This window comes from Pseudomonas sp. efr-133-TYG-23 (genome assembly GCF_030209215.1).
GTDB lineage: Bacteria > Pseudomonadota > Gammaproteobacteria > Pseudomonadales > Pseudomonadaceae > Aquipseudomonas > Aquipseudomonas rhodesiae.
The window spans coordinates 95644-119211 of record NZ_JARVSL010000023.1 but is presented as its reverse complement, the minus strand read 5'-3'; the positions used below and the strand labels follow the sequence as shown (position 1 = coordinate 119211).

Annotated in this window: 19 protein-coding genes, 1 tRNA gene and 1 pseudogene; 14 read left to right on the top strand and 7 right to left on the bottom strand. The window is 56.2% G+C overall.

The features are described from left to right. The coding region (locus QRN41_RS17290; RefSeq protein WP_285421914.1) for a retention module-containing protein at nt 1–2002 on the bottom strand (2002 nt) is incomplete at its 3' end. 346 nt (nt 2003–2348) lie between these two features. Between QRN41_RS17290 and QRN41_RS17285 the strand changes: the two genes are divergently transcribed. From QRN41_RS17285 to QRN41_RS17270, 4 genes are all read left to right on the top strand, one after another. Continuing rightward, nucleotides 2349–3701, top strand: a complete 1353-nt coding sequence (locus QRN41_RS17285; protein WP_034136515.1) for a TolC family outer membrane protein — start codon at nt 2349–2351, stop codon at nt 3699–3701. 46 nt (nt 3702–3747) lie between these two features. Further along, complete coding sequence (locus QRN41_RS17280) at nt 3748–5901, top strand: type I secretion system permease/ATPase (protein ID WP_034136514.1); 2154 nt, start codon at nt 3748–3750, stop codon at nt 5899–5901. A gap of 25 nt (nt 5902–5926) precedes the next feature. Beyond that, entirely contained in the window at nt 5927–7267 is a 1341-nt protein-coding gene (locus QRN41_RS17275) for an HlyD family type I secretion periplasmic adaptor subunit (RefSeq protein WP_285421916.1), read from the top strand. A gap of 121 nt (nt 7268–7388) precedes the next feature. Beyond that, nucleotides 7389–7464: transfer RNA gene (locus QRN41_RS17270), tRNA-Thr, on the top strand. 104 nt (nt 7465–7568) lie between these two features. Here the strand turns inward: QRN41_RS17270 and QRN41_RS17265 are convergent. Continuing rightward, on the bottom strand, nt 7569–8639 hold the full coding sequence (locus QRN41_RS17265; RefSeq protein ID WP_285421913.1) for a phage integrase: 1071 nt from the start codon (nt 8637–8639) through the stop codon (nt 7569–7571). Nucleotides 8640–8693: 54 nt separating this feature from the next. Beyond that, nucleotides 8694–8957: a helix-turn-helix domain-containing protein gene (locus QRN41_RS17260; protein WP_250948038.1), complete on the bottom strand. Its 264-nt coding sequence runs from the start codon at nt 8955–8957 to the stop codon at nt 8694–8696. A gap of 89 nt (nt 8958–9046) precedes the next feature. Here QRN41_RS17260 and QRN41_RS17255 point away from each other — a divergent pair, with 89 nt between their 5' ends. The 7 genes from QRN41_RS17255 (at nt 9047) to QRN41_RS17225 (ending at nt 14604) form a co-directional block, all read left to right on the top strand. Beyond that, nucleotides 9047–9286, top strand: a complete 240-nt coding sequence (locus QRN41_RS17255; RefSeq protein ID WP_285421912.1) for a hypothetical protein — start codon at nt 9047–9049, stop codon at nt 9284–9286. Continuing rightward, the gene (locus tag QRN41_RS17250) at nt 9283–11970 is read left to right on the top strand and encodes a toprim domain-containing protein (protein WP_285421911.1); all 2688 of its coding nucleotides are present in this window, start codon (nt 9283–9285) and stop codon (nt 11968–11970) included. Before QRN41_RS17255 ends, QRN41_RS17250 begins: the two co-directional genes overlap by 4 nt. A 450-nt stretch (nt 11971–12420) precedes the next feature. Beyond that, the gene (locus QRN41_RS17245) at nt 12421–12693 is read left to right on the top strand and encodes a hypothetical protein (protein ID WP_285421910.1); all 273 of its coding nucleotides are present in this window, start codon (nt 12421–12423) and stop codon (nt 12691–12693) included. 19 nt (nt 12694–12712) lie between these two features. Beyond that, complete coding sequence (locus QRN41_RS17240) at nt 12713–13345, top strand: DUF7673 family protein (protein ID WP_285421909.1); 633 nt, start codon at nt 12713–12715, stop codon at nt 13343–13345. Beyond that, the gene (locus QRN41_RS17235; protein WP_034095396.1) at nt 13342–13593 is read left to right on the top strand and encodes a hypothetical protein; all 252 of its coding nucleotides are present in this window, start codon (nt 13342–13344) and stop codon (nt 13591–13593) included. Before QRN41_RS17240 ends, QRN41_RS17235 begins: the two co-directional genes overlap by 4 nt. Nucleotides 13594–13727: 134 nt before the next feature. Beyond that, a complete protein-coding gene (locus tag QRN41_RS17230) occupies nt 13728–14036 on the top strand; it encodes a hypothetical protein (RefSeq protein WP_034095395.1) in 309 nt (102 codons plus the stop codon). Nucleotides 14037–14388: 352 nt separating this feature from the next. After that, nucleotides 14389–14604 carry a hypothetical protein gene (locus QRN41_RS17225; RefSeq protein WP_034095394.1) on the top strand — a complete coding sequence of 72 codons (216 nt, stop codon included), beginning with the start codon at nt 14389–14391 and terminating at the stop codon, nt 14602–14604. On the opposite strand, the gene QRN41_RS17220 is transcribed toward QRN41_RS17225, so the two are convergent. Further along, nucleotides 14577–14837 (bottom strand): ogr/Delta-like zinc finger family protein, encoded by a 261-nt coding sequence (locus QRN41_RS17220; protein WP_285421908.1) that lies wholly within the window; start codon nt 14835–14837, stop codon nt 14577–14579. The two genes, QRN41_RS17225 and QRN41_RS17220, sit on opposite strands and share 28 nt — an antisense overlap. A 74-nt stretch (nt 14838–14911) precedes the next feature. Beyond that, complete coding sequence (locus QRN41_RS17215) at nt 14912–17419, bottom strand: AlbA family DNA-binding domain-containing protein (RefSeq protein WP_285421907.1); 2508 nt, start codon at nt 17417–17419, stop codon at nt 14912–14914. A 526-nt stretch (nt 17420–17945) separates the two neighbouring features. Between QRN41_RS17215 and QRN41_RS17210 the strand changes: the two genes are divergently transcribed. The 3 genes from QRN41_RS17210 (at nt 17946) to QRN41_RS17200 (ending at nt 20646) form a co-directional block, all read left to right on the top strand. Then, nucleotides 17946–18236, top strand: coding sequence for a DUF3077 domain-containing protein (locus QRN41_RS17210; protein WP_285421906.1), 291 nt, complete (start codon nt 17946–17948; stop codon nt 18234–18236). Between the two features lie 298 nt (nt 18237–18534). Further along, nucleotides 18535–19755, top strand: a complete 1221-nt coding sequence (locus tag QRN41_RS17205) for a DNA cytosine methyltransferase (protein ID WP_285421905.1) — start codon at nt 18535–18537, stop codon at nt 19753–19755. Between the two features lie 18 nt (nt 19756–19773). Next, nucleotides 19774–20646 carry an Eco29kI family restriction endonuclease gene (locus tag QRN41_RS17200; RefSeq protein ID WP_285421904.1) on the top strand — a complete coding sequence of 291 codons (873 nt, stop codon included), beginning with the start codon at nt 19774–19776 and terminating at the stop codon, nt 20644–20646. 67 nt (nt 20647–20713) lie between these two features. Here the strand turns inward: QRN41_RS17200 and QRN41_RS17195 are convergent, their stop codons facing one another. Both QRN41_RS17195 and QRN41_RS17190 read right to left on the bottom strand, forming a co-directional pair. Next, the gene (locus QRN41_RS17195; RefSeq protein ID WP_285421915.1) at nt 20714–21628 is read right to left on the bottom strand and encodes a phage portal protein; all 915 of its coding nucleotides are present in this window, start codon (nt 21626–21628) and stop codon (nt 20714–20716) included. Further along, nucleotides 21537–23456: pseudogene (locus tag QRN41_RS17190) on the bottom strand (terminase large subunit domain-containing protein); the annotation flags it as partial. The gene QRN41_RS17195 and the pseudogene QRN41_RS17190, both read right to left, overlap by 92 nt. Nucleotides 23457–23568: the final 112 nt, after the last annotated feature.

Genomic DNA, 23568 nt, shown 5'->3' with positions numbered 1-23568 from the left:
GCTGACCATTGGCGGTCGAGCTGGCGTTGTCAGCGTCGGTCACGGTCAGGTCGATTTTCGGCAACTGGTTACCGGCGTTGACCCAATCCGCGCCTTTCTGAGTCAGGACCACATCGGTACCCGACAGGGCGTAGTAGCCGTCGGTGTTAGTACCGGCGGTGAAGGTGACTTTCAGATCAGCAACCGGCGTTTCTTCATCAGTCGCGGTGAAGCGCCCGGCCACGGTGCCTTCTTTGGCATCGTTCTCTGTCAGTGTATTGGCTTCAACGCTGATAACCGGGATGTCGTTGACCAGAGTCACGGTCGGCTGGCCATTGGCGGTCGAGCTGACATTGTCAGCATCGGTCACAGTCAAATCGATCTTCGGCAGTTGATTGCCGGCGTTGACCCAGTCAGCACCTTTCTGCGTCAGTACAACGTCGGTGCCGGAAATCGCGTAGTAACCGTCCGCATTAGTACCTGCGGTGAACTTCACATCCAGCGCCTGGGTTGGCGTCTCCGCGTCACTGGCGGCAAATGTGCCTGCCACAGTGCCGGCTACCGCGGTGTTTTCAACCAGGGTGTTGGCCGACACTTCGATCACCGGCGCGTCGTTGACCGGCGTAATCGTCACGGTCAGCGTGCTGCTCGAACCGGTATTAGTGGTGTAGCCGATCTGCGGCACTTCGCCGCTGTAATCCTTGACCGGGGTGAACGTATACGCGCCGTCGACGCCAATCGTGATACTGCCCACGCCTGCGATAACAGCCGTCTGGCCCGCCGCGAAGGTGGTGCCGCCCACATTGAAGGTGGCGACGCTCAGCACATTGTCGATGTCGCTGTCGTTGCTCAGCACATTGCCGGTGGCGACGTTATCTTCGACGATCGTGTTGGTATCGGCGACCAGAACGCTGGGATCATCCACAGCAACAACGGTGGAAGTGGCCGGTGCGGGATTGATCGCCAGGTTTTCGTAGTTGCCGCCGGTGGCGCTGGTAATGGTGGCGCTGACCGTCAGGTCTTTGCCATCCGCCAGGTTGGCCGGGGTGTCGACACTGACCGTACCGGTGGTTTTACCGGCTTCGATGGTGATGGTCTGGTCGTTGGACAGTTTGATCACAACGTCGGTCTGCGCCGCGTTGGTGACGGTGGCGGTGTAGACGATCTTGCCACCCTCATCCACCGATGCCGTCGCGGTGAGCGTAACAGTGGTGGTATCGATGGTGTCGTTGATCTGAGTGACCGCCGGCGTCGGGTCGGTGGTGATGATCAGGTTGCCGCCGCCGGACGTGCCGGCGATGGTGGCGGAGATCGACGAGGCGTCCAGGTAAGGGGTGTCATTACCGGCGAACGTAACGTTCAGCGCGCCGGAGGTCTGGCCGGCTGGGACCACAACAGAGAGGCCGTTGGACAAGGTGACGGTCAGGTCGCTGGTCGGGGCTTGCGTGATGAATACGGTGTAAACCACAACACCACCGGCTTCGGTGATGGTAGGCGTAGCGGTCAGGGTGATGGTGACGTTGCGCGGGTCGACGCCGTTGTTGTCAGCGCCGGTCAGGGCGTTAGCCACCGCATCCGCAGCGTTAAGACCGTTGGTCGGATAACCGATGGTAGGGTCGACCACGCCGGCCGTTGCTTCAAGCACGACAAAGCTATGGCCGCCGCCGACAGCGCCGTCAGCACCGGCTGCGGTCGGGCCTGCGGCGGTGGCTTCGAGGTCTTGGGTCGGGTCGGCGCCGGCAGCGATGGCCTGCTGCAATTCGGCGACGGACGGTGCTGCTTGAGCAGTGGCGGCGCTGAGGTCGGTGGTCGAGTCAGGTGCGTTGGCGCTCCACTGAGTGTCGCGGCCCAGATCAATCACGCGGCCGTCGGCCAGTTCCAGCGAAACGGCACCGGCCGGGCCTGTATCAATCTGCTCCCCTGCGAACAGGCGATCGCCTTCTACCAGCAGACGACGAATCCCTTCTGGGGATACCGCGAACACTTGACCGACAATGCTTTTGACGACCGCAACGCTGCTCATAAAAGACTCTCCGTGTATTGCCGTTCAGGGGTATCCACCCAGGAGACCGGCCCTGTCAGTGGTGCCGATTCAATAAGCTGGAGTACTCAATTGCTTCAAAAAAATAATGGCGTCAATATTTTGTTGCCGCGCCAGAAAAATTACTTTTCCGTCAAGGTATTGACCTATTGGGCGTCATCCTAAACAATCCGCCCAGTAATGTCACATTGATATTTAAGCGGCTTCACGACTTTCTGTTTGCGCCCTGCGGCGCCCAATAAAAACGGGCATTTCGAGTTGCCACTCCAGTGCAATATTTCAAGTTTGTTGCGGCTTTCAGGCAACCAATCCCCGGGGAAAAATCAGAATGCGTTTGCACTTATTCACCGCTGTGCCATTTGTTCTCGCGACTAGTTTCGTACAGGCTCAAACCCTTCAAGAAGCCATGCAAAAGGCTGTCGACGTTCACCCGGAAATCCAGGCTGCCGTCAACGCACGTATCGCTGCCGACTATCAGGTCAGAGCGGCCCAGGGCGGCTACCTGCCTAAAATCGACTTGCTGGGCGGTTATGGTCGCGAAAGCTCCGACAACACCTCGACCCGCGCCGCCAGCAACAGTCATGACTGGAAAACCCTGAACCGCGGCGAGTCGAGCATTCGTCTTCAGCAAAACCTGTTCCAGGGTTTCGGCACCGAGAATGAAGTCGGCCGCCAGCAGGCCACCGCCAACTCTCGCGGCTATGCCCTGCTCAATACCACCGAGCGCACTGCGCTGACGGTGGCTCAGGTTTATCTGGATGTCCTGACCCGTCGCGAGATGGTGCAGCTGGCAGAAGACAACCTGAAAAGCCACGAACGCATTTTTGACCAGATCAAATTGCGCACCAGCCGTGGCGTCGGAAGAATGGCGGACATGGATCAAGCCGAAGCCCGTCTGGCCCAGGCCCGCAACAACTTGCTGACCGAACAGACCAACCTCGATGACGCCAAAGCCAACTACATGAGCGCCGTCGGCCAAGAACCCGACGAGTTGGAGAAGCCCCAGGGCTTTGTCGCCTTGATGCCTGCCAGCCTCGAAGAAGCACGTCGGCAGATGGTTGAGAGCAGCCCGGTACTGCGTTCGGCCGAAGCGGACATCGCTGCGGCTGAAAAGCAATACGAATCCGCCAAATCGACGTTCTATCCGCGCTTCGATGCTGAGTTGCAACGCTCGGCCAACAGCAATATCGGCGGCGAAGAAGGCCACGACAATGGCTACTCCGCCATGCTGCGCATGCAGTTCAACCTGTACTCCGGCGGCAGCAACAAGGCAGACCTGCAATCCAAGGCGTCCCAGGCATCCCAAGCGCTGGATATCCGCAACAACGCCCTGCGTGAGCTGAACCAGGAATTGAGCCTGGCGTGGAACGCCTACAACAACGCCACGGCGCAATTGCCGATCGCTCAGGAATACGTAGACCGCAGCACCCGCGTGCGCACGTCTTACCAGCAGCAGTTCAGCCTGGGTGAGCGTACACTGCTCGACCTGCTCGACAGCGAGAACGAACTGTTCACGGCATCGCAACGCCTGGCACAGATCAAAAACCTGCAGCTGTATACGCAATACCGTATCAAGGCCGATATGGGCCAACTGCTCAAAAGCCAAGGCGTGGTTGCGCCGCTGGCATCAGTTGTGCAGAACGAAGTCAAAACGAAGGTGAACCTGCCAGGGATGAACTGATTCTTGACGGAGTTGGACCGCTCAACTGCATTAAGAGAGAGTCAGCTTGGATTCTGAAATAAGTGTGGCGCCGCTCAACCATGACCCGCGCAGTCAGCATGATGACCCCTTGCTGGACGGGTTGCTGACCCTCTGCTCCCTGCATTACAAGCCCGCCAGCCGGGCAATGCTGACCACTGGCCTGCCCTTGGCGGGCCAGCGCCTGAGCCCAGACCTGCTCGCCCGCGCAGCCGCGCGGGCGGGCTTGCAGGGTCGCGTGCTGCAGCGCAAGTTGGAGCAGATTCCATCCATCGCATTGCCGGCCTTATTGCTGTTGAAGGAAGGGCGCAGTGCGGTGCTGGTGGGCTGGGACGGTGATACCGCCCGCTTGCTGCTCAGCGAAAGCGAAGGCGGCGAAGTTCACGTCACCCGGGAAGTGCTGAGTCAGGATTACAGCGGCCGGGTGTTCTTCGCCCAACCGCAGCATAAATTTGACGTCACCACTGGCACGCTTATCCCGCGCGCGCGCTCCTGGTTCAGAGACACCCTCAAACGCTCACGTTGGCTCTACGCCGATGCTATCGCCGCCAGCCTGGTGATCAACCTGATAGCCCTGGCCGCGCCGCTGTTTGTGATGAACGTGTACGACCGCGTGGTCCCCAACCAGGCCACCGCCACCCTGTGGGTGCTGGCGGTCGGTATTTGCGGTGCTTACCTGTTCGACCTGTTGCTCAAGAGCATGCGCAGCCTGTGCCTGGACCTCGCGGGCAAGAAAACCGACCTGATCATCTCCGCGACGCTGTTCGAGCGCATCGTGGGCATGTCGATGAAAATGCGCCCTGCACGCGTCGGCAGCTATGCGCAAAACATCCACGAATTTCAGGGGATGCGCGACTTTTTAACCTCGCTGACCCTGGCAAGCCTGATCGATCTGCCTTTTACATTGATCATCCTCGGCGTGATCGCGCTGCTGGGCGGCCACCTGGTGTGGATTCCAATCGTCGCGTTCCCACTGGCCCTGGGGATCGGCCACTTTCTGCAAAAGCCGCTGACCGCGACACTTGAGCGCACCATGGCGCTGGGCGCCGAGCGCCAGTCTAGCCTGATCGAAACCCTCGCCGGGCTGGATGCGGTGAAGGTCAATAACGCCGAGAGCGAGCGTCAATACCAGTGGGAACAAACCATCGGCACCCTCAGCCGCCTGGAACTGCGGGTGAAAGTTCTGTCCGGCCTGGCGATGAACATCACGCTGCTGATCCAGCAAGTGGCGGGCGTGGCGATGATCATCTTCGGTGTGTATCAGATCATTGATGGCACCCTGAGCATGGGCGGCCTGGTGGCGTGCTACATGCTCAGCGGCCGCGCACTGGGCCCGCTGGCGCAACTGTCGGGCCTGCTGACGCGTTACCAGCAAGCCAAGGTGACGATGGTCTCCGTCGACCAAATGATGGAGCTGCCGCAAGAACGCAACTTCGAAGAGCGCCCCCTCAGCCGCAAATCGCTGCAAGGTGCGATGACCTTCCGCGAGGTCGACTTCACCTACCCGAACCAACAGAATCTGGCGCTACGCGGCATCAACCTGAACGTTCGCCCCGGCGAAAAAATCGGCATTATCGGCCGTAGCGGCTCGGGCAAAAGCTCGCTGGCCAAACTGCTGGTGGGCCTCTATCAGCCAGACTCGGGTTCGCTGCTGGTGGATGGCGTGGACATTCGCCAGATCGACGTCAGCGAGCTGCGCCACAACATCGGTTATGTGGCCCAAGACATCCAGTTGCTGGCTGGCACGTTGCGCGACAACTTGGTGTCCGGTGCGCGCTACGTGGACGACGAGATGGTGCTGCAAGCGGCAGAGCTGGCCGGCGTGCATGAATTCGCCAGGCTCCACCCGCAGGGGTACGAACTGCAAGTGGGCGAACGCGGGCAAAACCTCTCTGGCGGTCAGCGCCAGAACGTGGCCCTGGCCCGCGCCCTGCTGCTGAACCCGCCTATTCTGCTGCTGGACGAACCCACCAGCGCCATGGACAACACCGGCGAAGAGCGCCTAAAGCAGCGCTTGCAGTCGGTGATCGAAAACAAGACGGTGATTCTCGTCACCCACCGTGCTTCGCTGCTGAGCCTGGTCGACCGCCTGCTGGTGATCGACCGTGGCCAGATACTCGCAGACGGCCCCAAAGCGGCCGTGATGGAAGCGCTGAAAAAGGGGCAGATCAGTGTCGCTTAACTCCGGTCTACGCCGCTTAAAGAAGATGGTCTTCGGTTATTTCAAAGGCACCGACTCACTCGACAACCAGCCACTGCCCGAAGTGGAAAAAGCCCTGGTCGACGACGCGCCACGCATCGTACGCCTGACCATCTGGGGCGTGATCGGCTTCTTCGTGTTCCTGCTGCTGTGGGCGCACTTCGCGATCATCGACGAAGTGACCAAGGGCGAAGGCAAGGCGATCCCCTCCTCGCGCATCCAGAAGATCCAGAACCTGGAAGGCGGCATCGTGGCGCAGATTTATGCGCATGAAGGCCAGATCGTCGACGCCGGGGCGCCGCTGGTGCGCCTGGACGATACGCGATTTGCCTCCAACGTCGGCGAAACCGAAGCCGACCGCGTGGCCATGGAACTGCGCGTGGAGCGTCTGAGTGCGGAAGTCGACAACCGCTCATTGAATATCTCCGACAGCGCACGCAAAGCCGCGCCGAACCAGGCTTCTAACGAAGAGTCGCTGTACCTGAGCCGCCGTCAGCAACTGGCGGATGAAATTGGCGGGCTGCAACAACAGCTGCTGCAACGCCAGCAGGAACTGCGTGAATTCAGCTCCAAGCAGGATCAATACCGTAACAGCCTGGGCCTGCTGCGCCAGGAGATCGGCATGTCCGAACCGCTGGTGCAGCAAGGCGCGATATCGCCGGTAGAAGTGCTGCGCCTCAAGCGTTCCGAAGTCGAAACCCGAGGCATGCTCGACGGCACCACACTGGCCATCCCGCGCGCCCAAGCCGCGATCAACGAAGTGCAGCGCAAAATCGACGAAACCCGGGGTAAATTCCGCAGCGAAGCCCTGGCCCAGTTGAACGAAGCCCGCACCAACCTGAGCAAGGCCCAAGCCACCTCCAAAGGCCTGGAAGACCGCGTCAGCCGCACCATGGTCACCTCCCCGGTGCGCGGCATCGTCAAGCAGATGCTGGTCAACACCGTCGGCGGCGTGATCCAACCCGGCAGCGACATCGCCGAAGTGGTACCGCTGGACGACACCCTGCTGGTGGAAGCCAAGATCCGCCCGCAAGACATCGCCTTCCTGCACCCCGGCCAGGAAGCCATGATCAAATTCACCGCCTACGACTACACCATCTACGGCGGCCTCAAAGGCAAGCTCGAACAAATCGGCGCCGACACCGTGATGGACGAAGAAAAGAAGAACACCTTCTACGTCATCAAACTGCGCACCGAACGCAGCCACCTGGGCACCGACGAAAAACCCCTGCTGATCATCCCCGGCATGGTGGCGTCGGTAGACATCATCACCGGCAAGAAAAGCATCTTGAGCTACCTGCTCAAACCCATCATCAAATCCCGGGCAGAGGCACTGCACGAGCGTTGATTTTTTGCTGAAGGGGCGGAGAAAAGCAGGGCGCTGTGAAAAAACTTGGGTTTTCGCAAAAATAGTCAGATTTCAGGGGTTTACAGAACCTTGCCAATCGCTATAATCGTCGCCCTAACACGCCGGTATAGCTCAGTTGGTAGAGCAACTGACTTGTAATCAGTAGGTCCCGGGTTCGACTCCTGGTGCCGGCACCATATCTCAAAGCCCCGCAATGCGGGGCTTTGTGGTTTCTGGGGTTTAGAAATTCACCACCCTCAAAACTATCAAAAACGGGCTTCCGTCCAAGATTCGTCCAATTTCATTTTCGGACGGCTGTTTTTCTCACCTTCTTCTTTTCACATATCCGAGCCAACGGGTTCAACAAAACGACCTCCGCCATGTGCCCAGGACTGAAATGTGCGTACTTCTGCGTCATAGCCAAGGAGCTATGCCCAAGCACACGTTGCAGCGTCAGGATGTCGCCCCCATTCATCATGTAATGCGTTGCAAAGGTATGCCGCAGCACATGGGTCATTTGCCCTTCCGGCAGCTCCAAACCGACCGCCTCAACGGCGCGGCGAAAAGTGTTGTAAGCAGGCGTGAACGGCAACGCCGCTTTGAGTCGTTCCTCAAGCCGCTGTGAGATGGGGACTGATCGATTTTTACCGGACTTGGTCTTGTTGTACTGAACCCGCTGGTGGCTAACCTGCCGTGGCAACAACTTCTCCGCCTCTCCCCACCGTGCGCCCGTAGCCAAGCACACCTCTGCAATCAACCCCGCATCCGAATCCCGCGTGGCCAGCTCTGCCAGTAACGCTTTGATCTGGTCAGCAGCCAGGTACACCATCTCGGTTTCGTCAAACTTCAGCTTCCGAACTTTCACCAACGGGTTATCGCCCTCCCACTCCCCTAACCGCTGCAACTCATTGAAGACCGCCGTCAGATAACTCAATTCATGATTGAGCGTATTGGCGCTAACCGGTTTGGGCGCCTCATCCGACTTGCGAAAGCCAGCGCCGGGCGTCGTCCTCGGGTACTTACCCTCAGCGCGATCAGCCCGGTATTGAGCAAAATGCGCCGACGTGAACTTCGAAGCCTTGGGGTTTCCCATGCGATTGACCATCGCGGTCAGCATGGAAAGACGCTCCTCACCGGTTTTCAGGTTATTTCCATGAACGGCATACCAGCGATTGACCAAATCAAGCAGGGTCCTCGGATCATGTTTGGCCGGCTTGGCCACCTCACCCAACGCCGCTTTTCCCATCACCTGGCTGTGATAGTGCTGTGCCTCGTTCTTGGTCTTGAAGATCCGGCGGGTCCGATAGCCCCAACTTCCGTCGGGGCGAGCGTCTACCTCATAGCGTCCATCAGGTAGTTTTTTGATAGGCAACAGTTATTCAGGGCAGGCCTGCCCTGCCCTGCCTCCGGGATAGATTGGCATTCATCAGGCACTTGGGCTCTGAATATCGATAACGGGACTGATCTGCCCTACCTCTGGCGCAGTCTCGTCAGTGACCAACCATAACGCGTAGCGCTTGAACCGCGGGTGCTTGGTAATTTTCAGTAACTCAACAGAGCTAACTGAATCTCGCCGCCCGTACTCGTAGCCCTTCCACGTCTCAAGCTTGATGCCGGCGATCTCGCATATCTCGGACTGAGTCAACCGCTCGGTCAGCCGTACTTCCTTGAGTTTTTGACCTAATTCCACACACAACCTCCTATTGACGTGTGCATATGCACATATTAATGTGTGCATATGCAAACATAACCTGCATATACACACATGGAGCCTACCAAATGCAGATCCTCCTCGATACGCCTTACGCCACCGTCCGAGAGTTGGCGCGGCGCTCCGGCCAATCGGAACGCGCCATCCGAAATGACATCCAGTGCGGGCGCATCCTCATCCGTGAAAAAACCGATGGGTCCAAAGAAGCCGTGTTGGTCAACATGGTCGCGCTTGCTGCCGAAGCTGCAGATCAACTCGACCGCGTCAACGGCACCAGAGCCAACGCAAAAGCAGGCTCACGCAAATGACCCGGCATAAACGTATCGACACAAAACACTTCGAAGACATCTACCTAAACGAAGTCGTCGAAGCCCTAAAACACGACCGCGACCTCGACTTCAAAACCATCGATGCCAAGTACATGCAGAACGGAATCTGCCCCAACCCCAAATGCGGCGAACGCACGGTGTACATCGCCGTCGACAAGCCCTACCAACTCAAATGCAACCGCCTGAACAACTGCCAGTACGAGGAAAAAACCCGCGAACGCTACCGTCACCTGTTCGAAAACCTCAGCGAGCGCTTCCCCAAGACCAACGAAAACCCCAACGCCACCGCCGACGCCTACCTGCAGCGCAATCGCGGTTTCGACATCAGCAAGATGAAAGGCTGGTACGTACAAGGCCGGCGCAAGGTCAAGGACGGCCAGTGGGCCGACACCGTGCGCTTCCCCCTGTGCGACGGCCACTGGGAGCGGCTGATAGACGCCACGGCCGTGACAGCTAACGAGGGAGTCAAGGCGGGCATCAAAAAAGGCATGACCTACCTGGGCAACGGCTGGATGCCGCCGGGAATGGTCATCCACAGGAGCGACCGGGTGTACATCGTCGAGGGCATCTTCCACGCCATCGCCCTGCACCTGGCGGGCTTCAAAGTGATCGCCTCGATATCCGCCAATAACTTCCCCTGGACCCTGGTCGAGGCTCACAAGGGCCAGTCCATTACCTGGGTGATCGCCCTGGACGACGACCCGGCGGGGCATACGATGACCACCAAATACCTGCGCCAACTGCGCGAGCAAAAGGAAATCGCCTGGGTCGCGCTTGCCGGGGAACGCGACTGGGACGACGTCTACCGCGACGGCCAGCTAGACGCCGCCTTCATGGCCGAGGCGGAATACCAAGGTCGGCTGTTCACCGCCGAAAACACCGGCAAACTCGCCTACCTGCTCTACCTGCGCCGGCCCGTAGCGTTCTACCTGATGGAGTTTCGCAACCGCTTGTACTCCGCAAAGGTCGCCCAAACCGACCTCACCAGCGACCTGGGCGAGGAAAAGGTCGAGGGCAACCGCGAGCTGTTCAGCAAGCACGTCAAAATCAAACAGGTCTCCAACTGCATTCCCAACCTGGAGTACCTGGAGAAGGACATCATCACCAGCGAGCAACGCTACTTCTTCGACTTTCGCTTCCCTGATCAGTCCCGCAGTTGCAAAGCACCGCTCGCTCCCAACGCCATCGCAGAACCCCGAAGCTTTGCCCGCTCACTGCTCGAACACACCCCCGGTGGCAACTTCGAAGGCGGCGAGCCCGTGCTGGCCATCCTCAGAGACAAATGGCTCAACGACGAACGCCGCCCTGTGCGAACCGTACGCAGCTTGCCGTTCGTGGGCTATGACGACACCACCGGCCTCTACTGCTACCCCACCTTCGGCTTTCACCAAGGCAAGGAGCTGCCGGTGAACAATCACGGTTTTATCGACATCGCCGGTAACGGCATCAAGACCACCCTGGCCAACTTCAAGATCGAGCGTGGCCAGGACTTTGACCCCGAATGGTTTGAAGACTTCCTCGCCGTCAACGGGCTGAACGGCCTGGCCATCCTGTCCTGGTGGACTGCGGCCTACTTCGTGCAACAGATCGGTGCCAAGCAAGCATCCTTCCCCTTCATGGAGTTCACCGGCAAACCGGGTGCCGGTAAATCCACGCTGCTGCGTTTTCTGTGGCGACTCACCGGCCGCGAGAACTTCGAAGGCATCCAACCCAGTGGCGCGGGGGCGAGCATGATCGGCCTGTCACGAAGCTTCGCCGAAGTCAGCAACCTCCCGGTGATCCTGATCGAGTCGGACAAAGAACACACCGACAGCCAAGGCCGCAAAGTCGTGGTGCAGTTCCACTTCGACGAGTTCAAACGGCTCTACGACTACCACGCCACCTTGCGCGTAACCGGCGTTAAAACCGGCGGTAATGAAACCCGCATCACCTACTGGCGCGGTGCGTTGGGCATCTCGCAAAACAATAGCGTGGACGGCTCCGAGGCCACCCTGTCGCGGATCGTCGAGTTCCACGCCACCAAAGACCACCACAGCCTGGCCCTCAAACCACGCGCCGACCGCCTCAAAAGCATGAGTGCCAATGACCTGGGCGGCTACCTGCGTCGCTGCCTGGCCTGCGAACAGCAGTGGTTGGCTCGCTACTTCGAAGCGTTCCCACATTGCGAACAGCGCCTGCAGCGCGTTTCCACCATCACCGAGGCGCGCATCGTGCAATGTCATGCTCAGGTGCTGGCTGCGGCTTACGCCACCCAAGCCTTTTTCCCTGCCTGGTCCGACGCCCACACCGACAACCTGGCCAAGCACTTGGAACAACGCGCGATCGCCCGTCAGCAACGCTGCCGATCGGAACATCCAGACGCAGCCACCTTCTGGCAGATCTACCACTACCTCAACGAACGCGTGGTCACCATCACCGACAGCAGCGGCACCCGCGAGGAAAAACACCAAACCCTCAACCACAGCAACGAACGCGGCGTGGTGGCCATCAACATCGAGCACTTCCAAGAAGCCTGCCGAAAGGCCGGCCAGGAAGTCCTCACTCGCGCTCAACTGCAACGCGCCCTGCCGCAAAGCACTACATACACCTTCGTGGAAACCCGTAAGGCCTACTCCCGGATCGAACGCCGCACCATCAACTGCTGGATCTTCAAGGCCCCCTAGCCCCCCGCTGAACACCGGGCGTTTTTCGCCCATGGGGAAGTGTTGCCCGCGTTTAGCAGTGGCTTTGCGAGTGAGCCCGTCATGCGTCTGTAATTTTTGAACTATTGAGGTATTTATAAATGAATTCAATTACTTACAAAAAAACATCGCTGGAATGTGGCTGGAAGGTGCTGCACTACTTTTCATTCCACCCACATTCCATCCGCCAAGCTCACACCCAAAATCGCTACACGCCTTTAACCACAAGGCCTACAGCCAAGCACGCCGGTTCTCATAGTTCAGTGCATTCCAGTTGCACCGAACTACCTTTTCGGCCACTGCCTTCCAGCCAATACAGGGCCCCCAGCCCAGTACTGACGCGAACAGTTCAAACATTCCACTCCCAACCAACCCCCGCGCGGAAAACCCCGTGCGCGCCATGCCCTGCCCACTGAAAAAGGAGCATCACCCATGCCACTACACATCCTCACCGACCCCAAGGAATCCGGCACAAACCGCAGCCTGCAAGCCCGTCAAGCCGAGCTGCGAGTTCAAGGCATCGATGCCGAGATCGTCACCGGCAACGCCTGCACCACCCCCTATCTGGTGGACCGCATCCAGCAACAAGCCAAGGCCGGCGCGCGCTACTTCCTAGGCGACAACTGCACCCGCGATCAGATCAACGCCGTGCAGAACATCGAGCTACCCGAGCAATTCACCGTCTACCTGGTTCCCCAGGCTTAACCCAAGCAAGGAGCAACACATGAGCGATTCATTGATCAACGCACTGACGCAAATATGGGCCTATCAACGACGCAGGCCAGCCATCATCCGCAGCGGTACTGAGGCGTTAAATCGGCTGATTCCAGTCGCACTGAGCCGCACCGCATCGGGCAACGCCGTCGGCCACTTTCTGCTGGGGTTGTACGACGGCGCGACCTTCCGATTCGACATAAAACAGTTGCAACGATTAAGCGCCCAGGAATTTGAGGACTGCCTACAGGTGTTGGAGATGGACTACATCCCCGAGGTCGAGGTCCACGAGCGGGTCGAAGAAGGCGAAACCGTGTGGAGGGAACTGATGGAGGTATGGCGCACCCAGCCACAAGAACACCTAGGTGGAGTTCCTTTGCGTCAACCCACCCGAACCTGCGGCGCAACGCGAAGCCGTGCAGTCAACGCCAAAGGCATGAAGGCATTCGACCACCTGCTCCAGGCCGCTGAAAGCAGCACCGGGCAAGGTCGCATTGCCGGGTTGTTTTTGATGAGCCTGATTCATCACAACCACTACCGCCTCAACCTGACCGATCTGCGCGGCCTGGACCTCGCCCTGTTCGAAGCCTGCGTCGACATGCTGCGCATGCACTACCAAGCCAACACCGAGGCCCGGCCATGACGTTGTACTACAGCGCTAATGCGCTGATCGGCCACTTATGCCTACCCACTCGCTATTCCGAGAACTGCCGCGCCGAAGACCTCGCCGAACTGGCCGCCGCCGAGCATTGGCGCGCCCACCCCGACAGTCGTCCGACACGCGTCACAGTCGTGCACCTTCACAACGTCGAGGGTCGTGACCTGGGTCTATTCGAGGTGCGCTGCGAACGCCGGCCCGTGTTTACGGCCTGCCAGCTGCACCAAGGTTAAAAAGAGAGGGAGCCGAGGAGTTCGCACCTCCCCGACACCCGCTACCACGAAAAGGAGCAACACCATGCAAGCACAGCACCTCCGCAGCAGCGGGCGCAAGGCTACCACGGCCAACCAAACCCGAGGACGTCACCATGGATAAGCGGCGAATTGCACACTTTCCCACCCGGCAACGCGTCGGCACATTCTGCCTGTGCATCGACGGCGAACTGGTCGTGGTGCCTGAAGAGCAGATCAAACAAGCCCGACAGCAACTGGGCCTGCGCTCGGACGCCCAACTACTGGGGGCCACCCGGTTGCTAGAGTTTGATAGCGGCTGCGGCGTGGTACGTATTCCACTGCCTGGCAAACAAGTCGTGACCGCCTTCGAAGGGCCAAACGGTGAGCGCTTCTACGGAGTGGTTACGCTCGATGCGCTGGCTTACTGCCTACACCCAATGTGAGCCGGATCTATCACCCCAAACGAAACAAGGGCGCCCGCGCCCTTGTTTTTGTAATCAGATACGACAGCCGTTTAACCGTCGTATCGCTGCACTTTAGCCCTTCCTCTGCGCGCAGGATCGCCAGAACCCGCAGTCCAGACACTTCGACTTTGCAGAAATAGACGCAAAACTGCTCAGCGAAACACATTTTGAATTAGCGGATACAGAGGCAAATCCGCAGACTTCACTATGTGTTTTCACCAGTGCGCTGGCGATATTACCTACTTACATTTCCTTACCGGCAGACGACTGGCGCAGGAAAAAACCTTCAATAAACTGGCGAACAACGACATCGAAAAAAGGACGAATCGTTGTGAACCATTCCGAAGTAAGCGGGCTGAAACTAAAGGAAGAATTCGAAGCGTGCGGCCACAGCTTTGCCCTACTGGTCGACCTGCTCAGCGCCGATCTGCACCTGACACCACGCGCCAAAGTGGCCTTGTTTGAATACGGGGTCGCCCAGTTGGACCGCTTCGAACAGGCAGAAGCGATGCTGCGCGGCTACGTGGCAGACACGACACCCAACTGATCAAACAGGTCCCGCTGCTGAACCTTGGACAAACTGCGCAGGCGGTCGAACAGCAAACGGTCGACCGCCTGGGCGGAAGGGCTCAGGGTGTGGGAGAAGGTGAGGTTGGCCACCCAGGTGTGGCCGCATTGCACGGAGGTGCATTGGCAGTAGAGGCGGGCGAACTCAAGAGATAGTTCATCACGAGAGGAAACTCTTCCCTTGTCACCACATGCCTTGCAATACACGCGCATGAGTACCCCGCAGCTCATAGTTGGACGTTACTTAATAGTATACTTAAAAATTAAGCAACCAGAAGTAAACGCCCTTACACCGCAGCCATTTTAATGCGTTTCTTTATCGTCTCTAGTCTTACCTTAAATCTTTCAGACCGACGAAGCTCAATGGCGGACTTCACATCCTCCAACCAATCTACCGCATGGCCTAATCCGCGACCTTTCGGAAGGAGCAAGGCTTCCTCGATAGCATCCATCACCCGACTCAAGCAAATTTCTCTTTTGTCACCTGCGTCCACGGCAAACTTCGCAGCTTTGAAGCGATCTACATACGTGAAGCTCTCGCCCTTGGCCTGATGAATATTCCACAGTAAATCATGAACGTCCTGTGCTATCGGAGCAATAGTTGCTCTCGCTGCTGAAGGACAGCTTCGTAAGACTCCTTTCAAGCGCTTAGCAGCGGCAAAGAGATCCGTAACTGAATCACGGTATTCCCTTCGAGTCTCACGCTCGCTACCTCGCTTAGCATGCGCGATAGCGACACACTTATGCCAACTCCAGTCTTTAGTCGAAAAAAACGTACGCCCCTTGACTCCCACGTCCACAGCAGCATTTGAATTCCCGAAATCAACTTCAAACTGTATCCATTTCAAAAACAATTGAGGTTCTCTTTTACCTAAATCATAGGAGCGCTGGAAAGCATAACGAACTTTCACTATATCGTTCGGATTGACTTCAGCGAGACAACGAGCACAAACCATCCATAAGTCTGGGCTATTACCGTTGTCCTTCAAGGCAGCCTGTACAGTATTAAGAGCACCATCAGAGTCCCCGCCACTTAGCTGAGCCATTGCTTGTTGAATTGCACTTGCAACGTGTTTATTACGGCCTCTGCTCGCCCCATCTTCTTTACTTTCGATTCGGAGATTACCCGCTCTTCGGTTTATCTCGCTGTATCCCTGTATATCCACCTTCAACTCATCTAAGAGCCTACGCAAACTTGATGACACCCCAAACCGATTTTGATCGCCAATTTGCTTGGTCTGTAGCAAGAACAATCTATCTAGCTCAACAATTGCTCCTTCTACCTCAGAAGTTTCACATTCTGTCATCTTTTTGATTTCAGCTATTGAGGCGGTCTCAAACATAGAAATTGAATATAGAATTCGCTTTGAATTCCAGCTCAACTGCTCGAATTCTCGACGGAAAGATGCCGCTCTTACTGCCTCGCCATCCTTTCCTTTCCAGCGCCCGATCGCATCACCAAATGAAACCCCAACTTTCAACAGCCTAAAAATCGACTCAGTAAATAACGGAGACCCTTCGGTGTCACGATGTAAAGTTTTTCGCTCAGAATTATTTAATGTGCGCTTATATGCGCTCTCGAGATAATCTACATAAGTGGCAAATTCGTCTGCCAACATCCCCTTTATCTCTGTAGTTGAAGAGAGCGGGGCCAGATAGTTCTTTCGAGTAGTGAATAAAAATCTAGACTTAGAGTTTCCCAGAGCCATCCCAAGCTCAATTGCCTTACGCTGATCATCTGGAGGGAGAGAATCTAAATCATCTACAACTATTAAAGATGGTGTAATTATTAAGCCTTCAGACAAAATTCGGATTTTGGAATTGTGATCAATCCCTTCCCATTCGTCATCGGGTACTGAAAAGTGGAAAGAGATCGCGTCTAGTAGCGTTTCATATGAGGAATAAGCTTCACCTGACTGCCTGGAATCCCGTTTATAGGGCAGAACAACTGGTTTATTAATCGCAGGGGAGAACTGTTCAAGCTTCGCGCTTAACCAAACTACTTGCTCTAAACCGAGAGGTGTTTCAGAACAAACATTTTCACAAAAGCTGTAAGCCGCAGACGTTTTCCCTACGCCCCCAGGGCCTGCTAAAACACGATATCGGGACATTGGGTCTGCCAACCACGACCACAGAGCCTCTTTGGTTGACTCTCTGCCAATGAACTTTTGAAATATCGCGCTTCGATCTGGCAAATTATTCGTGGTAAAAGCTATATAAATTCTCTTCAATTCGAACTGCATCGAAGGATGCTGCCTTGCACTCATTAAAAATCGTAGATCACCAGAATCACGTATGAGCTGTGAATTATCTAGAGCTCTAAAAAAAATATCGCCAGGGCGAAATAATGGCTTTCTATCTGTCAAATCCGGCCCGTTTTTTGATATAGCGAGAGGCACATCGGCATCCGGACGCTGAGGAATTGATACTAACAATATGTTTTTTTGGGCTATCGAAAACTTAGTAATCCCAATTGAAACATCTACCCCTGAGTAGTTTCTTAACGCTTGCTTACACTGCTGTAAATTTAGATCTTCGCAGCCTTGTATTTCCCCACCATCAGCAACGCCTACTATTAAATATCCGCCATAACTATTGTAAAATGAAACTACATCTCTAACAAATTCGGCAAGCTCAAGTTTGCTGGACCCTACAGTTAATTTGTAATCCCACAACTCGGACTCTTCGTTAATCAGACGAGTGTCGTCGATCTTCAGCCAGGCCAGCACATCCTCACCATTGCTGCCGCGCTGAATCGCGCTGATGATTTTTGTCTTAAGATTCCCTGTGTCCATTACGAATTTTCTCCTAGGTTCCAGCTGGCAATATGCCACACTTTACCGCTGATGGCATATGGCCCCGTCAACACCGTTTATTGAGCCTCCTAAGGGATAGCGACTAGTGCCGATACGAAAGGGGGACCTAGGCTGAAGACGATTAGAAAACTGCCCGTGCTTTTACCGCTGCTTAACAACAGGTTTGCAACGAGAACATTTGGCAGTTAATCTTTTTAGGTCACTGCTAACCAGTGACCGGGCGTGGAATCCCGAGAAAGAAGACGCTACAGCGTCGTCAAACAATTAGAAGGCGCTTTTTTTGTGCCTGCTTTTTGTGCTTTTTGGCGGCTGTACGTGGGAGGCCTTGCGCCTGCCGAGTTGCTTCTTCTCGGATTCCAACCTGCGTACAGCTGCCACCCTCACGCTTGGAATCGTGACCGGCAGCTCTTTTGGGTAGTACCAAGGAGCAAGCTATGCCGTACGTAAGAAACTCAACAAAAAACGCTACATGCGCTCAAGACCGCCGGAAATCTGGAGGTCTGCAATGAGTCTGCCTCATCCAATCGAAACTATCGGCTCCGTGACATTCGCAGACTGCGGGGAAAACGAAAGCGATCTGAAGCTGTTCAGCGTGAACGCAGGGATTCCTATCAAGGAAGCCCTAGAACATGCTTCACACGTTCTCTACTACGCAAAAATGCTCTCGCTCGAAGCCGCCATGGATCCTCGGGCGGAGAGGTTCGCGTTCGCTTCGCATTATCTGGGTGAGATGGGTAAAGCCATCATTGATGATCTTTTGCTCGCAATTCAGCCTGATGGGTCTTTACCACAATAAGTAGTGTCCGCCCGGTGCTCTGCATCGGGCGCTTGAACCACTCCATCCGGAACGTCTACTAATTCAAAATCAATTTTACTGTACATAAAAACAGTAAAATGTTACTTATTTGCCGTTAAAAACTCGGATAACCAGAAGGCCTCGATCAGCAGCTCTGCAGATCTAGGCCTCAGCATCGACATAAGGACCGGACCGGAGCGCTACATGAGTGTAGAATCCGCGCCCAGTTTAAAAAGTGGCGGTGTCCCGGCAGCCACCGGGCCACCGCCAACCACACCACCTATTACAGAGGTGATTAATGGTCGCAGATATATTCCCACGTGATGCCTCGCGAAGCGAGAGGACCGCGTTCAATGGGCTTCAATCGATAGAGCTTTTTGCTGGCGCCGGAGGGCTAGGTTTAGGCTTTTCCCTCACCGGAGTAGGTCATCAAGCCGTCGTAGAATGGAGCAAACACGCCTGCGAAACGTTGCGCACAAATAAGCGACAAGGAATTGAGCCAATCGCTCATTGGGCCGATGTAACCGAAGGAGATGTGCGGAATTTTAGTTTCGCGGGCTTTGAAGGGCTCGATCTTGTTACTGGGGGCCCACCTTGCCAACCTTTTTCAATGGGCGGAAAGCACCAAGGTTTCCTGGATGATCGTGACATGTTCCCACAAGCAGTGCGGGCAGTGCGGGAGGTTAAGCCGAGGGCCTTTGTATTTGAAAATGTGCGCGGGTTAACAAGGGCAGCCTTTTATAACTACTTTAACTACATCCAACTTCAGCTAGAGTTTCCTAGTCTCCAAGCCAAAGTTGGCGAAGAGTGGCTCGACCACTTAGCCCGTCTCGAACAGCATAAAACCAAGGGCGGTAAAAGTGAGTATCACATCGTAACTCGCTTAGTTAATGCGGCGAATTATGGAGTTCCTCAAAAGCGCGAACGTGTGTTCATCGTAGGATTTCGTGCTGACGTGCATAGACCTTGGAATTTTCCAGAACCAACGCATAGTTCAGACGCGTTGATACATGATCAATGGATTACGGGCAACTACTGGGAAACTCATAAGGTCTCAAAGCGACAACGGCCCGAACGTCCCGCAAAAATGGAAAAAAAATTCGCAGAGCTCGAAAAGGTAGATCCGTCTGCATTGCTATTGCCATGGCAGACAGTTCGGGATGCGATCTCCGACCTGCCTGATCCCGAAAAGGCGCTGAAAAACTCAGTTCAGGCCCATAAGTTTCAGCCTGGAGCGAAAAGTTATCCAGGTCATACCGGGAGCCCTATGGATGAGCCGGCCAAAGCTTTGAAAGCCGGAGGGCATGGGGTTCCGGGTGGTGAGAACATGCTGCGTCGACCGGATGGTTCTATTCGTTACTTTACAGTTCGCGAATGCGCTCGAATTCAAACATTTCCGGATGAGTTCATCTTTGACGGAACATGGGGTGAGGTAATGCGGCAGCTAGGAAACGCCGTACCGGTGAAATTAGCTCAGAGTGTCGCTGAGAGTGTCTGTGAGCTACTGCGGTCCCAATGAAAATACAAGGATATAGTAATGGCATCTAAATCGCCGACAACAGAATTTGAAGCTCTGCTGGTGGAACTTCACACTTTAACGCAGCGCCTTACAGAGACTGAAGTCGGCGAGAATGTGCGCACCATTAAGAAAGCGCGCAGTGCTTTAGAAAACATTACTGAGCGACTCACAGATATTTCTACCACCCTTGATCCAATACGCCGCCCTACATCAATTTTTGATCCGACTGATCCCAGCACTGCAGGCAGAATTGTTGCTCTGACTCTCGTTGCTCAGGATCGGCACCCCCTAGCTGCAGTACCTAGCTTCTATGGTGCAGGGGTTTATGCAATATATTACAGGGGAGATTTTGAACCGTACAAAGCACTCTCCGGTAGTGAGCACCCAATCTACGTTGGCAAGGCGGACCCAGACGCGTCAGCCGCTAAAGATGCAGTCAGCCAAGGACCAAAGGTCTCACTTAGGCTTCAAGAACATGCAAAGAATATTCGCAAAGCTGACACTACACTCTCCATTAAAGACTTTGAATGCCGATTCCTGATCGTGCAGACAGGCTTTCAAAGATCAGCAGAAGAATACCTAATAAAATTTTTTAAACCAATATGGAACTCAGAGACGAAGATTTGTTACGGCTTGGGGAAGCACGGTGATAGCTCCAGCACTCGAGCAAATAAGCGCTCTCCATGGGACACGTTACACCCTGGCAGGGAATGGGCGGACTCTAGTGAACAAGATCAAAAATCGTATGAGGTTATTCTTGATCAGATTGCCAACCATTTTGTGAAGCACCCTCCCTACAATGACGCTGTGAATATCTATGACCGCTTCATGTCCGATATGAAGCAACTCAACCCTGACGTCTATACGATTTACCCGCCCGTTCATGATTAAAAATTCTTAGCGGGGGATTGGCCAACTAGCTCCCCCGTGTTCCTTATAAAACCGCTAGTGCAGGCGGCTATGCTTTCCACCCAATAGACCTATCTCCCCTCAGAATTATATTTGTTTGGAGAAACAACTGCCTAATCGGCCGTATCTCATTATTCATATAAACCCGATCAATCTTTTCCACATCCCCAAACCCCGCCGCATTTTCCGGCATGCACCCCGCCAGCGCCGGGTTCATCCGCCATGCCGCTATGACGTCGTTACGCGTAATATTCTTGATCCGCTCAAACTCATCCTTGGTCGCAATATCCCCCACCGGGATGATCTGAATGGCCTTGTCCCCGCCCCCTGGTATGTTCACGAACAACGACCGAAAATTCCCCACGCCTTTGCTCGCGCCGATCTGAGCCTGCATGCGCTCCTCGTCCGCCTCCGAGAGGTTGGGGTCGTTGGTGTAGAAGATGAATCCCGCGTGCGCGCCGTTGTTGTAGTAGCGGCGTCGGAACAACGTAGCTGACTCGTTGAGCAACAGCGCGTGCATGCCGCCTAGGTAGTCGGGCACGCCGTAAATGTTTTGCTCCACGTCGTAGTCCATCACATGCTCCACTTGGTCCTCCGCAAAGTGCAGTTGCTTGCCCCCAGGCAACAGCAGCACAAACCCACCGCCGACCTTTCTGCGCATGTTCAGCGCCGGCAGGTGCTCCAGTTCCAGCACCTGGCCCAGTACATTGGTTTTGCGCTGAAAGTACGCCTCGCCAAACACCATAAAATCCAGCGCTGCGCGGCCCATGGTTTGGGTGCTGCAACCGGCCGACGGGATGAAGTCACGCAACAACAGGTTGCGTTTGAAGCGCGGAATGGTGCCGTGGTGAGCGTTGGCGCGCAGCAGCTTAGCCAGCCCGGTACGGGATACGGGCGGGGTGTAAAGTTGCCCGTCGTCGCTGGCGAACACGCCCATGTATTCGCCCAGGTTGCCGGTCAGCACCGACTCGGGCGCGCCGAAGCTGAACGTGTTGACCTTGTGGTGCGTGCGGGTGGCCGGTGGCTTGGGATCGTTCATGGCTGCCTTCGAGGGTAGACCAGCGGCTGCGCCGCTTCTTGTGGACGTTAAGGGGTTCGTGGGCCAGCGCGTGCATCACCGCCCAGGCGATGTCAGCGTGGCCGGTGGCGTCGGTGCGCGATGCGCTGTAGGTGATCTGGCCGCTGGTGGTGGCGCCGCGCTTGATGGTCAGGAACGCGGCCGCAATGTCGTTCCAGCCCGCGTCCCACTCGATGCGGCGTGCCTGGATCGTGTCCTGGGCTTTGAGCACCAGCGTGTTCTTGGTTTCCAGGCTGTAGTGAATGGGCGTCGCCCGCGGGAAGAAGTCGCGCACCAGATCGAACACCCCATACCCCACGCCCGTGACATCGATCCCGATGTGTTGCACGTTGAAGCGATCACAGAGTTTTTTGACTTGGCCGGCCTGGTAGGTGAACGAGTGCCCGCGCCAGGAGTGTTTCTCCAGGATGCGAAACTTGCCGCCCTGCTCCAGTGGCGGCGCGACCACCACGCAGGTGGCATCGTCACGGGTGCGGCTGGGGTCATAGCCGATCCACACCGGGGCATTGCCGAAGGGGCGATCGGCTTTCGGGTCCGGGTCGAAGTCTGTCCAGAGCGCCTGGTCCGAGTAGCAGCGCTCCAGGTCCGCCAGGCTGAACGCGCTTTGCGTACTGTCGATGAATTGGCACAGGTAAATCTGCTCGAACACCTCATCGGCGTTTTCCAGCCGCAGTTGCTCCAGGTCGAACAGGTCGCACCCACCGGCAATTGCGTCGTGAATGTTGATGATCTTGCGCCACTGACCGTCCGGGCACAGCGCGCCCTGGCGTAGCTCGGCTTCGCTGGGGAAGGGCTTACTGGCGTTCTTGTGCTTGCCGCGGCGAAAGTCGTCGCCCGTCCAAAAGGGGTACGCCTGATGGCTGGTTGCACTGGGCGTCGAGAAGTAGGTTTTGCGCCACTTTTTGTGAGTGGCCATCGCCCCGGCCAGGGTGTTGAGCTTGGCGAAGTCGCGGATCCAGAAGTACTCATCCACGTACACATGGCCGTGGTAACCCTGGGCGGTGCTGCTGTTGGTGCTCAAAAAACGCAGCTCGGCGCCGTTGCTCAAGATGATTGGGTTACCCGTCAGCTCCAGGCCGAACCAAGCGCGGGCAAAGCCAATGATGTAGTTGCGGAAAATCTCCGACTGCGCGCGACTGGCTGACAAGAACATTTGGTTGTCGCCGGTCAGCACCGCATCCATGAAGGCTTCACCCGCGAAGTAATAGGTCAGGCCGGACTGGCGGCACTTGAGCACGTTACGGATCCGCCGCGTCAGGGGGTTCTGTTTGGCGGCGAACAGCTCTTTCTGGTAGCCGAACAGCTTGCTGGTGAATTGCGCTACAAAGTCCAGTTCGGTCAGTGCCGAGATGTCGTTTTTTGTGCTCTTGGGTTTGCGCTTGGGCCGCTCGTTTTTTTCACCACTTGGCGCCGAGGCCGCAGCGGGCTTGCCGCACTGTTTCAGTAGGCGTTCGCGCAACGTGGTGAGTCGGTCCAACTCGTCCAGATCAGCCTTAACCAGAGCGCTTGGCCGTTCCAAAATCAACGTGATACGCCGACTCACCGCCGTCAGGGGTTCCTCATCCGTCAGCAACTCATCCCAGGCGCCTTTCGCGATCCAGTAATAGACGATCCGCACGTTGGGCAGCTTGAGTTCGGCTTGGATTTCACGCGGCGAGCAGCGGCGCAAGTACAGGCGCTTGGCCGTGTCTTTGACTTCAATCGAGTAGGGCATAAACCGCAGTCTATGCACCGTAACCGCCCTAAACCCGCACCGAAATTCCTCAGCACTCCTAGCGGCTACGGATAGGAATGACGCGCAGTCGAACGGTTTGTTCGGGCCCATC